The organism is Chryseobacterium sp. RU37D, from assembly GCF_900156075.1.
In the GTDB taxonomy this organism is placed as follows: domain Bacteria; phylum Bacteroidota; class Bacteroidia; order Flavobacteriales; family Weeksellaceae; genus Chryseobacterium.
The window spans coordinates 14,965-28,421 of record NZ_FTMM01000015.1 but is presented as its reverse complement, the minus strand read 5'-3'; the positions used below and the strand labels follow the sequence as shown (position 1 = coordinate 28,421).

At 36.9% G+C, this 13,457-nt stretch carries 10 protein-coding genes; all 10 read left to right on the top strand.

Annotation, left to right across the window (positions count from 1 at the left end; translation table 11 throughout):
• Positions 1-2 precede the first annotated feature (2 nt).
• Positions 3-1,421, top strand: coding sequence for a RagB/SusD family nutrient uptake outer membrane protein (locus tag BW926_RS08830; protein ID WP_076446303.1), 1,419 nt, complete (start codon positions 3-5; stop codon positions 1,419-1,421).
• A gap of 77 nt (positions 1,422-1,498) precedes the next feature.
• Positions 1,499-2,887 (top strand): glucoamylase family protein, encoded by a 1,389-nt coding sequence (locus tag BW926_RS08825; RefSeq protein ID WP_076446301.1) that lies wholly within the window; start codon positions 1,499-1,501, stop codon positions 2,885-2,887.
• An 84-nt stretch (positions 2,888-2,971) separates the two neighbouring features.
• Complete coding sequence (locus BW926_RS14380) at positions 2,972-3,121, top strand: hypothetical protein (RefSeq protein WP_179077995.1); 150 nt, start codon at positions 2,972-2,974, stop codon at positions 3,119-3,121.
• 23 nt (positions 3,122-3,144) lie between these two features.
• Positions 3,145-3,849, top strand: a complete 705-nt coding sequence (locus BW926_RS08820; RefSeq protein WP_083672291.1) for a carboxylesterase family protein — start codon at positions 3,145-3,147, stop codon at positions 3,847-3,849.
• 162 nt (positions 3,850-4,011) lie between these two features.
• The gene (bglX, locus tag BW926_RS08815; protein ID WP_076446297.1) at positions 4,012-6,339 is read left to right on the top strand and encodes a beta-glucosidase BglX; all 2,328 of its coding nucleotides are present in this window, start codon (positions 4,012-4,014) and stop codon (positions 6,337-6,339) included.
• A gap of 125 nt (positions 6,340-6,464) precedes the next feature.
• Positions 6,465-6,872 carry a hypothetical protein gene (locus BW926_RS08810; RefSeq protein ID WP_076446292.1) on the top strand — a complete coding sequence of 136 codons (408 nt, stop codon included), beginning with the start codon at positions 6,465-6,467 and terminating at the stop codon, positions 6,870-6,872.
• Positions 6,873-6,876: 4 nt separating this feature from the next.
• Positions 6,877-7,113, top strand: coding sequence for a hypothetical protein (locus BW926_RS08805; RefSeq protein WP_076446290.1), 237 nt, complete (start codon positions 6,877-6,879; stop codon positions 7,111-7,113).
• A gap of 86 nt (positions 7,114-7,199) precedes the next feature.
• A complete protein-coding gene (purB, locus tag BW926_RS08800) occupies positions 7,200-8,627 on the top strand; it encodes an adenylosuccinate lyase (RefSeq protein ID WP_076446288.1) in 1,428 nt (475 codons plus the stop codon).
• 150 nt (positions 8,628-8,777) lie between these two features.
• On the top strand, positions 8,778-9,248 hold the full coding sequence (locus BW926_RS08795) for a transposase (RefSeq protein WP_076446396.1): 471 nt from the start codon (positions 8,778-8,780) through the stop codon (positions 9,246-9,248).
• A gap of 313 nt (positions 9,249-9,561) precedes the next feature.
• Complete coding sequence (locus tag BW926_RS08790) at positions 9,562-13,257, top strand: phosphoribosylformylglycinamidine synthase (protein ID WP_076446286.1); 3,696 nt, start codon at positions 9,562-9,564, stop codon at positions 13,255-13,257.
• The last annotated feature ends 200 nt before the right edge of the window (positions 13,258-13,457 follow it).

The following is a 13,457-nucleotide window of genomic DNA, read 5'->3' as shown; positions in this document are numbered from 1 at the left end:
TCATGAAAAAAATATTTTTATCAGTCATTTTCTTTTCATTAATAGTTGGCTGTAAAGACGATTATTTAGATACTGCAATAGATGGAGCTACAGATGCTACTTCATTTTTCAAAACCCAGGAGGATGCAATGCAGGCTACTAACGCAATTTATGTTGCACTTAGAAGCTGGGAGAATTCTGCATTTCCTGCTCAATATGTTTTTGGAGTTCCTGCGGATGATGTGGAAAAAGGATCAAATCCGGGAGATGCCTCATTTATAAATGCCTACGATCAGTTTACCTATACGGCAAGCGATTCCGGAGTAGAAGGATATTGGATAGGGCAATGGCAATTTGTAAACAGATGTAATCAAGTGATTACTAATGTGCCAAACATTAATATGGATACAACTCTTAAAAACCGCCTTGTTGCTGAAGCGAAAATGCTTAGAGCATATTTCTATTTCAATTTGGTAAGGATTTATGGCGGAGTTCCTATCTTTGATGGAGTACAGCAGAACTACAACATTCCAAGAAGTTCTGTAGAAGAAGTTTATAATTTCATTATCTCAGATCTTACTGCAGCAGCGGCAGTTTTACCGCAAACTTATGATGCTGCTAATTTAGGAAGAGTCACGAAAGGTGGTGCTTTAGGATTATTATCTAAAGTTTACCTTTATAAAAAAGATTGGCAAAAAGCATATGATACTTCAAACCAAGTCATTGCAATGGGGTATTCATTAGATCCGGATTTCAATCATTTGTTTAGGCCTGCTGGTGAATTTGGATCAGAATCCGTTATCGAAGTTAATTGCCAGTGTTCTTCCCAATTTGGAGGAAGTCAATATGCCGAGGTTCAGGGAGTTAGAAATCAGTTTGGTTGGGGGTTCTTTACACCGACAACAGCCCTGGAAGCTGCTTTTGAAACAGGAGATATTCGTAAAGAACTTACTATTCTTAGGGAAGGAGAAACAACACCAGAAGGAGATTTGATCCACAAAGGAGATCCTCAGGCAGGTGATATGTGGAATCAGAAAGTCTATGTTCCGACATCCTTAAATAATAATGCTTGTGGATATGGTTCTATACAAAATATAAGAATTCTAAGATTTGCAGAAATTCTTTTGATCAATGCTGAAGCGGCAAACGAATTAGGAAATACCGCAGCAGCTGTTACTAATCTTAATAAGGTAAGAACAAGAGCACAGCTACCAAATACCACAGCTTCTACTCAGGGAGCATTAAGAAATGCTATCTGGCGCGAACGTAGAGTGGAATTGGCTTTAGAAGGAGACCGTTTTGTAGATCTTGTAAGAACAGGACAGGCGGCGACTGTTTTAGCACCTTATGGATTTACTCCAGGTAAAAATGAGGTGTTCCCAATTCCTTTAAATTCAATAAATCAAAGTAATGGTATTTTAACGCAAAATCCAGGCTACTAAAAAAATTAATCAATAAACTTTAGAGGAGAATGAAAGTTCTCCTCTTCTTTTAGGGATGAATTTTAAATTGAAACATTATGAAAAGGATTGTACTAGCAATGACAGCCGTATCAATATTCACGGCATCCTGCAAGAAATTACAGACACAAAAACCCTCAAATGCTCAAAGTCAGAAGGTAAAAAGTGATATTACTGATGAACAGCTTATGGACAGGGTTCAGAAAGATGCTTTGAAATACTTTTGGGATTATGCAGAGCCAAATTCTATGTTGGGCAGAGAACGCTACCATGAAGACAATATTTATCCCGATAATGATAAGCATGTAATCACAACTGGGGGTTCAGGTTTCGGACTGGCAACAATTTTAGTAGGCATCAAAAGAGGTTTCATTCCCAGAAAAGATGCGGTGGAACGATTGACCACCATGATGGATTTTCTCGCAAGGGCCGATCGCCACAAAGGAGCCTGGTCACATTGGATTAATGGTGAAACAGGAAAAACCGTTCCTTTTGGGAAAAAAGATAACGGAGGAGATCTTGTAGAAACAGCATTTCTTACTTCCGGGATTTTAATGGTACGTGAATATTTCAAAAACGGAAATGCAGAAGAAAAAGCATTAGCGCAAAAATGTGATGAACTTTGGAAAGGAATTCAATGGAACTGGTACACCAAAGGCGGCCAGAAAGTTTTATACTGGCACTGGTCGCCAGAATATCAATGGGAAATGAATTTTCCTTTGGAAGGCTATAATGAATGCTTGATAACCTATATTCTAGCCGCTTCCTCACCAACATATCCTATCGATGCCGAAACATATTACAAAGGCTGGACAAGAAACGGAACTTATCTTACAGACAAAGAAAAATACGGGCTTCCCATGTACGTAAAGCACAATGGAGCACAAGAATACGGCGGACCGCTTTTCTGGGCACATTATTCGTATATCGGGCTGGATCCTATTAATCTGTCGGATAAGCTTATTAAAAATTATTTTGATTTAAATAAAAATCAAGTCCTCATCGACTACAGATACTGCGTTGAAAATCCAAAGCAATGGAAAGGTTACGGCCCGAATTATTGGGGCTTGACGGCAAGTTATTCCAGAAATGAAAACGGCGGAGTAGGCTACAATGCGCATTTTCCACAAAACGACCACGGTGTAATCACTCCTACAGCCGCACTGAGCAGCTTTCCGTATTCACCCAAAGAATCTATGGATTTTCTGAGGTTTATCTATACCCAAAAGCCAGAATTTATCGGATCTGCAGGACCTTATGATGCCACTTCAATTCATTATAATAATTGGACAACACCAAGATATCTGGCAATTGACCAGGGGACTATTGCTCCGATGATTGAAAATTACAGGACAGGATTTTTATGGAAATTATTCATGAATGCTCCGGAAATTCAGCAGGGATTAAAGAAATTAAGTTTTAAATCAGAAAAATATAACATTAAATAATTTCTTAAAAGCTATTTCCCGCTTTCGCTACTCGCTTTTTCATTTTTCGAGGTTGCGGCGGCGGAGCCGCCGCAACCTCGAAAAATGAAAAGAGCTCAAACAGGCCGCTCAATCGGGGCTAGGGTAGCAGGATTAGTGGCTTCGGGAGCCTCAGCCACCATTGGTGGCAGTCCTTTTCCATCAATAGAAACGGGTTTTAGCCCGCTTGGAAAAGATTGGTCAATTTGGCTTTAACCAAAACTTATAAAATTTTGATAGTGAAATTAAAATTAAACCATTTACCCCTATTCCTTCTGCAATTATCAATGAGTTTAAACGCTCAGGAGATCAAAGCAGAATTAAACAAAGAATTTAAAAGGCAGGAAAAAATTTCCTATATTATTGATTATCCTCAGAAAGCAAAAGGAAGCATTCCTTTGATTGTATTTCTGCATGGTTCCGGAGAAAGGGGAAATAATCTGGAGATGGTAAAAGCGCACAGTCCGTTCACGTATAAAAATCTGATCAAAGAACCTGTTGCTATTTTAGCGCCCCAATGCCCTGAAAATACATGGTGGGATACGGTTACCATTTATAATTTGATTAAAGAAATCCAGAAGAAATATAAGATTGATTCCTCAAGGATCTATCTTACCGGCCTTTCCATGGGAGGTTGGGGCACCTGGAAGCTAGCGATGGAGCATCCTGAAATGTTTGCGGCTGTAGCAGCAGTTTGCGCACCTGCAGACAGAGTCATGGAAGCAAATGTTGAACGGTATAAAAATCTGCCCATTAAAATTTTTCATGGTGGAAATGACGATATCGTTTCGCCAGTAAATTCAATCAACATGTACCAGGCGGTGAAAAAAATTAACCCGACAGTAACGTTGACGATTTTTCCGGATGACAATCACAATTCTTGGGATTCCACCTATTCAAATCCAAAATTATATGAATGGATGCTTTCTCAGAGAAAAAAATAAATAATATTAGTAATTTTATAGAAAGTTGTTATCAATTGCTGAGTGAAACGCCCTTGCGATCGAAAAATATGCAGGATAATTTAAAAAAAATCTTTGCGAGCTTTGCGTTAAAATAAATTATTTAAAAAACAAAAAAATAGAAATAATAAAGAAGATAGATTTATGAGAAAGTTAATTGTAATCGCGACTTTAGCGCTTTCTCCTGTGTTTTCGGCTCAGGAAATGGTAACAAAGCCCGTTCAGTCTTATCAGACGGCTCAGTATCAATCCAAAAAGAAAGCTTTTGTAGATAATCTTTTATCGAAAATGACATTGGATGAAAAAATCGGACAGCTGAATTTACCGAGTTCAGGAGACTTTACAACCGGATTGGCACAAAGTTCAGATATCGGCAAAAAAATCGAAAAAGGATTGGTTGGCGGACTTTTCAATATAAAAGGAGCTGATAAAATCAGAGCAGTTCAGAAAGTAGCAGTAGAGAAAAGCCGTCTGAAAATCCCCTTGATTTTTGGGATGGATGTTATACACGGATACGAAACCACTTTCCCCATTCCCTTAGGCTTAGCAGCTTCATGGGATATGAATCTTGTTCAGCAGTCAGCGAGAGTAGCGGCAAAAGAAGCCTCTTCTGATGGGATCAACTGGACATTCTCGCCAATGGTAGACATCTCCCGTGAGCCAAGATGGGGAAGGGTTTCTGAAGGTTCCGGCGAAGACCCATATTTAGGAAGTGAAGTTTCCAAAAATATGGTCTACGGATATCAGGGAAAAGACCTTTCTTTAAGCAATACAATTTTAGCTTGCGTAAAACATTTTGCTTTGTATGGAGCCGGAGAAGCGGGACGAGATTACAATACGGTTGATATGAGCCACGTAAGAATGTTCAATGAATATTTCCCACCTTACAAAGCAGCAGTAGATGCAGGAGTAGCTTCTGTAATGGCCTCTTTTAATGAAGTGGACGGAGTTCCTGCTACTGGAAACAGATGGCTTCAGACCGAAGTTTTAAGAAATAAATGGAACTTTAAAGGATTCGTGGTAACCGACTATACCGGAATCAACGAAATGACAGATCACGGAATGGGTGATCTGCAGCAGGTTTCAGCCTTAGCTTTAAAAGCCGGAATTGATATGGATATGGTAGGAGAAGGATTTTTAACCACTCTTAAAAAATCCCTTGACGAAGGAAAAATCACTCAGGCTGAGATAGATATGGCAGCCAGAAGGATTCTGGAAGCGAAATACGATTTAGGATTATTTGACGATCCTTACCGATATGGTGATGCAAAATTAGCCGCCAGGGAAGTCTACAATATGGAAAACAGAAATATTGCAAGAAGCGCCGCAGCTCAGTCAATGGTTTTGATGAAAAATGAAAACCAGGTATTGCCTTTGAAAAAATCAGGGACAGTAGCAGTAATTGGCCCGTTGGTAAACAATTCTTTGAATATGGCCGGAACATGGAGTGTTGCTGCACAACATGACAAAGCGGTAAATCTGATGCAGGGTCTTCAGGCTAACTACGGAAAAGACGTGAAATTCATTTCAGCTAAAGGAGCCAATATTGATTACGATGCAAAATTGGAAGATATTTATGCTGCTCATGGTAAAAAAACAGACAGAGACAACCGTTCCAAAGAAGCTTTGTTAAAAGAAGCTGTTGATGTGGCTAATAAAGCAGACGTTATCGTTTTAGCTATCGGAGAATCTGCGGAAATGAGCGGTGAATCTTCTTCAAGAACTGAAATTACGATTCCACAGTCTCAGGTTGATTTATTAAATGAATTAAAAAAGACCGGAAAACCAATTGCAATGGTTCTTTTCACAGGCCGTCCGTTAGCTTTAACTAATGTGAAAGACACTCCTGATGCCATTCTTAATGCCTGGTTTGCAGGTTCAGAGGCTGGAAATGCCATCGCTGATGTACTTTTCGGGAAAGTAAATCCTTCAGGAAAGCTGCCAATGACCTTCCCAAGAAGTTTAGGCCAGGTTCCGATTTATTATAATGCTAAAAATACGGGACGCCCTTTAGATCAAGCTTTAGTGGATAAATGTGAATACCAGAGATTCCGTTCCAACTATATGGATGAATGTAATACACCATTGTATCCGTTTGGTTATGGTTTAAGCTATACAAAATTCAATTATTCTGATATTACGGTTTCGGATGCAAATCCTAAAGGAAATCAAACTATCCAGGCTTCGGTAACAGTAACGAATTCAGGTAACTATGATGGTGCTGAGGTTGTTCAGTTATATATCAGGGATATGGTGGGGAGCATCACAAGACCTGTAAAAGAATTGAAAGGATTTCAGAAGATAATACTGAAAAAAGGAGAATCCAAAAAAGTTACCTTCAATATCACTCCTGAAAACCTTAAATTCTACAATGGAGAACTGAAATACGATTGGGAGCCGGGAGAATTTGATATTATGATTGGTACCAATTCAGAAGACGTAAAACACACCAAAATAAACTGGACAAAATAAACTAGACAGAATAAGTCACTTTTAAACCACCTAAATCAGGTGGTTTTTAAATTTTATTTGATTAATATATCCCTACTTTGGCATAATTTTTATTAATATTGTGGTAGCTATAAATTAAATACAAAATGAAAAAAACAATTTTATTCAGCGCTATGATTTTCGGTTCTTTAGCTTTTGCACAAAAAACACCCGTGTTAGGTGGAGATAAAGATGCCCACGGCTGTAAAGGATCAGCAGGATATACATATTCTCAGATTAAAAACGATTGTGTTAGGGTTTTTGAACAAAAGATCCAGTTGAATGAAGTAAAATCAGAAAAAGGCTATACAACAGGAACTGCTGTAATTTTTAATAAAAACATGTCGAAAGCAGAAGTTTTTATTCCTGATGGAAGTGCAAAAAGCATCATTCTGGAAAGACAGGGAAAATCAAAAAGCTGGAAAAGTGGCAGCCATATTAAAAACAGCTACGTTTTGGTTCCTTACAAGAAAAGCTATCAGATTAAAAAAGATAATGTAGTGATTTACCAATAAATAAATGATACATTTAAAGCCATTCGAAAGAGTGGCTTTTTTATTACCCATTACTCATTATTCATTTTTAAAAGGGAGCTTTTCCCGCTATCCACTATATCTTTTTTGTTACGGCCTCCGCTTTGCTGCGGCCGCAACAAAAAAGGATGCCGTTTCTATCGGGGCTAGGGTGGCAGTAATTATTTCAAGGACAGCAAAAACTATAAAATTTACGAGCTTCCAGAATAATGGAAATTGGTGAAAAATTAGTGCAATTTGTGTTTAAAAAGCATTTTTATCTCTCGCCAAAAAAGCGTACTTTTACATATCAAAAAGTAAAAGAAAAGAATGAATTCCTACAAAAATCCATTGGAAGAGCGCTACTCCAGTGAAGAAATGTTATTTAACTTCTCTCATAACAATAAATTCCGTACCTGGAGAAAGCTTTGGATAGCTCTTGCTGAAATCGAAAAAGACCTTGGTCTTGAAATTACAGACGAGCAGATCGCTGAATTGAAGGCTAATGCCGAAAACATTGATTATGAAAAAGCTGCTCAATACGAGAAAAAATTCAGACACGATGTGATGGCTCACGTTCACGCTTATGGTGATGTAGCACCTTCCGCAAAAGGAATTATTCATTTGGGAGCAACTTCAGCGTTTGTAGGAGATAATACAGATTTAATTCAAATCCGTGACGGACTTTTAATTTTAAAGAAAAAGTTGGTGAACGTAATGAAAAATTTATCTGATTTTGCTATTCAGTATAAAGATTTACCGACTTTAGGATTTACACATTTCCAACCGGCTCAGTTAACAACTGTTGGAAAAAGAGCAACACTTTGGTTACAAAGTTTAGTTCTTGATATCGAGGAGCTTGATTTCTTTTTAGAAACATTGAGATTTAGAGGAGTAAAAGGTACGACAGGAACTGCTGCAAGTTTCCTTGAACTTTTCAACGGAGATTATTCTAAAGTAAAACATTTAGATAAAGAATTGTCAAAAAGATTCGGTTTCGAAAAAGTTTTCGGAGTTTCCGGACAAACTTATGACAGAAAAATCGATGCTAAAGTTGTTGCGTTATTAGGAAATATTGCACAATCTGCGCATAAATTCACAAATGATTTACGTCTTCTTCAAAATTTAAAAGAAATTGAAGAACCATTCGAGAAAAACCAAATTGGTTCATCTGCAATGGCTTACAAGCGTAATCCAATGAGAAGCGAAAGAATCGGAGCATTGGCAAAATATGTAATGTCTTTAACTACAAGTTCTGCAATGGTGGCTTCAACACAATGGTTTGAAAGAACATTAGACGATTCTGCAAACAAGAGATTAACAATTCCTCAAGCTTTCTTAGCAGTTGATGCAATTCTATTGATTTGGAACAACATCATGAACGGAATTGTCGTATATCCAAATAGAATCAACAAACATATTATGGAAGAACTTCCTTTCATGGCGACAGAATATATCATCATGGAAGAAGTAAAAGCTGGTGGCGACCGTCAGGAAATCCACGAAGTAATCAGGGTTCATTCAATGGAAGCGTCTAAAAAGGTAAAAGAAGAAGGGAAAGAAAACGACCTTATCGAAAGAATCCTGAATGACGATTCATTAAAACTAGATAAATCAAAATTAAAAGAAGTTCTTGATCCTAAAAACTTCATCGGTTTTGCACCAATTCAGACGGAGGAATTCATCGCAAATGAAGTCCAACCGATTATTGACGCAAACAAAGATTTGATAGGATTAGAGGCTGATCTTAAAGTATAATATTATATGCAGTCTTTTGGGCTGCATATTTTATTTAAAGCTTAATAAATAAATTATTCCGTAGGAATAAAATCTGTGTAGAAAATTGGCCGTCATGATGGGGCATTCCGTAGGAATGCTATCTTTGTAAAAATGATGAAAATAAAATTTATGCCTAATACATATACACAGATTTATCTTCAGGTTGTTTTTGCTACAAAGGGGCGTGATATTAAAATTAAATCTGAAGTAAGAGGAGAGATTGAACGGTACATTTGTGGAATATTTAGCAATAAAAAACAAAAAGTATTGGCTATTTATGCAAATCCTGATCATCTTCATATTTTCTTCAGTTATAAAAATTTGCAGATTACAATTCCGGAATTGATTAAAACGGTTAAAATTGAATCCTCAAATTTTATTAATGATAAAAAATTATGTTGGGGTAAATTTTCTTGGCAGGAAGGTTACGGGGCATTTTATTATGCAAAAAGTCAGAAGGAAAAAGTTGTAAATTATGTTATGAATCAGGAAAAGCATCATTCTAAGAAAAGTTTTAAAGAAGAATATCTTGAAATGCTAATTGCTTTTGAAATTGAATTTAAGAATGAATATTTGTTTGAATTCTATGATAATAAATAATTTATGGAAATATAGATAATAGCAGTCCTACGGACTGCGCCATCTTTGACAATATAATTTTCTACACAGATATGATTCCTACGGAATCACCTAAAATAAATAACATTTAGTTGCAATGTTAATTTCTGACAGAATTGCTTGCAAGAATTGTGATAAAGAGCATTTCGTAGGAATGCCATCTGTGTAGAAAGAAAAAGAAAAAAGATAATCTGCAGTCCGTAGGACTGCTACTTTTTGATAATTTATATCAAAATACGTCAATTAAATTTGACAAAAAATAAATAAAATAAATCTAAATAAAATCTGACATCTAATGTCTCAAAACAAAAGAATTTTCGTAGAAAAGAGAGGAATTTTCGATGTGGAAAGTCCAAAAATTTTTGATGAAGTAAAAGCGGTGGTTCCGTCTATCCAAAGTGTAAAGGTTTATAATGTTTACGATATTTTTGGATTAAACGATGATGAATTCGAAAAAGTGGTCAACAGCACTTTCGTAGATCCGGTTACTGATATTTTAATCGAAGAAAATCCTGCAAAAGGAACTCATTTCGCATTAGAATTTTTACCGGGACAGTACGATCAGCGTGCAGATTCTGCTCAACAGTGTATTGCTTTATTGACCGGAAATGAGAAGTCTAAAGTAAGAAGCGGAAAGCTTATTGAGTTTGAAGGAGTTTCCGAATCTGATTTAGTTAAAATCAAAGATCTTTTAATCAATAAAGTAGAATCTCAGGAAAAAGATTTATCAATTTTAGATATTCCTGCGGAAGAAACACCGTCAAAAGTAATTGTTCACGAAGGTTTTATCAGCTTCGATGATGCTCAATTGGCTGAATTCTTTAATAATCATGGTTTTGCTTTAGGTTTGGATGATTTGAAATTCATTCAGGAATATTTTAAATCTGAACAAAGAAACCCTACGGAAACGGAACTTAAAGTTTTAGACACTTATTGGAGCGACCACTGTCGTCACACGACTTTTGAAACAGAATTTTCAAATATTGAATTTGAAGGGCAGTTTAAACATACATTGGAAACTATTTTCAATGATTATATCGAAAAAAGAAAATTCTTAGGACGCGAATTGAAACCCATCTCTTTAATGGATTTGGCAACAGTTTGCGGAAGATATTTCCATAAAACAGGTAATTTAGATAATTTGGTGGTTTCAGACGAGATCAACGCTTGTACCATCCAGATCGAAGCTGAATACGACGGTAAAAAAGAACCTTGGTATTTATTATTTAAAAACGAAACACACAATCACCCGACAGAAATCGAGCCTTTTGGTGGAGCTTCAACGTGTTTAGGGGGTGCAATCAGAGATCCTTTGTCTGGACGTTCTTTTGTTTTCCAGGCAATGAGATTGACGGGTGCTGCAGATGTTTTAGAATCGGTTGATAAAACTTTGCCAGGCAAATTACCTCAAAAAACAATCACAAAACAGGCTGCAAACGGATATTCTTCTTACGGTAACCAAATCGGTTTAGCAACAACAATGGTTTCTGAAATCTACGATGAAGGCTACAAAGCAAAGAGAATGGAAGTTGGTTTCGTAGCCGGAGCGGTTCCTGTAGATTGGGTAAGACGTGAAAAGCCTGAAGCTGGTGATTCTATCATTATTTTAGGTGGTGCAACTGGTCGTGATGGCGTTGGTGGAGCGAGCGGAAGTTCAAAAGAACAGGACGAAACTTCTATCCACACGATGAGTTCTGAAGTTCAGAAAGGAAATGCGGTTGAGGAGCGTAAAATCCAGAGATTATTCAGAAATCCAGAGGTAACGAGATTGATTAAAAAATCAAACGATTTCGGAGCGGGAGGTGTTTCCGTAGCAATCGGTGAAATTGCTGACTCTTTGGAAGTTAATCTGGATGTTTTACCTTTGAAGTATGAAGGTCTGAACGGAACGGAACTTGCTATTTCTGAATCTCAGGAAAGAATGGCGGTTGTGGTTGAGCCTAAAGATAAAGAACAGTTTATTAAGTTCTGTGAAGCTGAAAATATTGTTGCTGTTGAGGTTGCAAAAGTGACAGATTCAGGGAGAATGCAGATGTTTTGGAAGGGTGATAAGATTGTTGACCTTTCAAGAGCGTTTTTAGATACGAACGGTTGTTCAAAAAGTCAGGAAGTTAAAATTACTCACCTGAATGAAGTAAAAGAAGAAACTCCATCATTCAATGAAGAGAATTTCTTGAAAATATTAAGCGATAAAAACGTTGCTTCTCAAAAAGGTTTGTTGGAAATGTTCGATTCATCGATTGGTGCGACTACGGTTGCGATGCCTTTAGGTGGAAAATATCAGCAGACTTTGATGGAAGGAAGCGTTCAGACGTTGCCAATCATCGGAGCAAAAAATATTGAAACAGTTTCTTTGGCGAGTTGGGGATTCGATGCGGAAATTTCTAAGCAGAATTCTTTGTTGGGATCTTCTTATGCTGTGGTAGAAAGTGTTGCAAAGATCGTTGCGATGGGTGGCGATTATAAAAATATCAGATTCAGTTTCCAGGAATATTTTGAGAAATTAGGTCAGAATCCTGAAAAATGGGGTAAACCTTTGGCTTCTTTGTTAGGAGCTTATGATGCTCAAATCAATTTTGGTCTGGCTGCAATCGGAGGTAAAGACTCAATGAGTGGAACGTATCAGGATCTGAATGTTCCGCCAACGTTGATTTCTTTCGCTTGTGCCAACGGAGAAAAGAAAAATATTATCTCTCCTGAATTTAAAGGTGAAGGAAATAAAGTGTATTTCTTCAATCATATCGCTCAGGAAAACGGACTTCCGAACTATGATGCTTTAAAAACTGTTTATGAATTCATTTTCGAAAATATCAAAGCCGGAAAAATCGTTTCTGTGAAAACAGTGAAAGAAGGTGGAGTTGCAGTGGCTTTGGCAAAAATGAGCTTCGGGAACAGATTAGGTGCTGAAATTACCGTTGATGATACTGCTTTATTAACTAAAAATATCGGTAGCTTAATCATCGAATCTAAAGAAGAATTAAGCTCTGTAAATCTTCAATTGATCGGAGAAGTTAAAGATTCAAATATTATTAAAATTAATGATGCTGAATTCGCGATTAAAAAATTATTAGCAGCTAATGCAAATACATTTGAAAATCTCTTCCCAACGGTTGAAAAAGAAAAAATTACGGTTGCTATTGATGAGAAATTAAATTCAATCAACCCAAGAAATATCATCATTAAAAAGCACGGAATCGCTCAGCCGAAAGTATTCGCACCGGTTTTCCCGGGGACAAACTGTGAGTATGATACGTTGAACGCTTTCGCAAAAGAAGGAGCTGTCATTAGCAGCTTACCACTAATCAATATCAATCACCAATTATTGGACGAAAGTATTGATGCGTGGGTGGAAGAAATCAAAACTTCTCAGATTTTGGCTTTTTCAGGAGGTTTCTCAGCAGGTGATGAACCAGATGGTTCTGCAAAATTCATTGTTAACGTTTTGAAAAACGAAAAAATGAGAAATGCAGTTCACGAATTGTTAGACAGAGATGGGATGATCATCGGGATCTGTAACGGTTTCCAGGCATTAGTGAAATCAGGATTGTTACCTTACGGAAGAATCAAGGATTTAGATGAAAATTCTCCGACTTTGGCTCATAATGCGATCAGAAGACATATTTCTCAGATGGTCAATGTAAGAGTTGTGAATGATGAATCGCCTTGGTTAAAAGGAATGAAAGATCAGGTTTTCACGATTCCGATTTCTCACGGTGAAGGTCGTTTTATGGCTTCGGAAGCGGAAATTCAAAAGTTGTATGAAAATGGACAGATTGCTACCCAATATTTAGACTTAGAAGGGAACATCGCTCACGGAATGCCGTTCAATCCAAATAATTCATTGTTCGGAATTGAAGGAATCACAAGTCCAGACGGAAAAATATTCGGTAGAATGGGACACCCGGAACGTTTTGCAGAAGGTTTAATGAAAAACATTCCAACCGCGAATTACCACAATATCTTCAAAAATGGAGTGGAATACTTCAAATAACAATAAAAAGAAAATGACTGTCATCAATGGCAGTCATTTTTTATCTAGGAATTTCTACAAAAACATTCCTTAACTTTTTATGAAAGATAGTGACAAACATCTGTGCAAATCCGTGAAATTTATATGAAATTATTTTTTGAGATTGTTTCATCACTTCTGAACTACTTTCGCAAACCCTCAGTCTGTTTGTAATGATAAAA

Excerpts from the sequence above, each read along its gene's own strand:
- BW926_RS08795 (WP_076446396.1), top strand. The coding sequence starts at position 8,778 with ATGCCTAATACATATACACAGATTTATCTTCAGGTTGTTTTTGCTACA.
- bglX (WP_076446297.1), top strand. The coding sequence starts at position 4,012 with ATGAGAAAGTTAATTGTAATCGCGACTTTAGCGCTTTCTCCTGTGTTT.
- BW926_RS08825 (WP_076446301.1), top strand. The coding sequence starts at position 1,499 with ATGAAAAGGATTGTACTAGCAATGACAGCCGTATCAATATTCACGGCA.
- BW926_RS08805 (WP_076446290.1), top strand. The coding sequence starts at position 6,877 with ATGATACATTTAAAGCCATTCGAAAGAGTGGCTTTTTTATTACCCATT.
- BW926_RS14380 (WP_179077995.1), top strand. The coding sequence starts at position 2,972 with ATGAAAAGAGCTCAAACAGGCCGCTCAATCGGGGCTAGGGTAGCAGGA.
- BW926_RS08810 (WP_076446292.1), top strand. The coding sequence starts at position 6,465 with ATGAAAAAAACAATTTTATTCAGCGCTATGATTTTCGGTTCTTTAGCT.
- purB (WP_076446288.1), top strand. The coding sequence starts at position 7,200 with ATGAATTCCTACAAAAATCCATTGGAAGAGCGCTACTCCAGTGAAGAA.
- BW926_RS08830 (WP_076446303.1), top strand. The coding sequence starts at position 3 with ATGAAAAAAATATTTTTATCAGTCATTTTCTTTTCATTAATAGTTGGC.
- BW926_RS08790 (WP_076446286.1), top strand. The coding sequence starts at position 9,562 with ATGTCTCAAAACAAAAGAATTTTCGTAGAAAAGAGAGGAATTTTCGAT.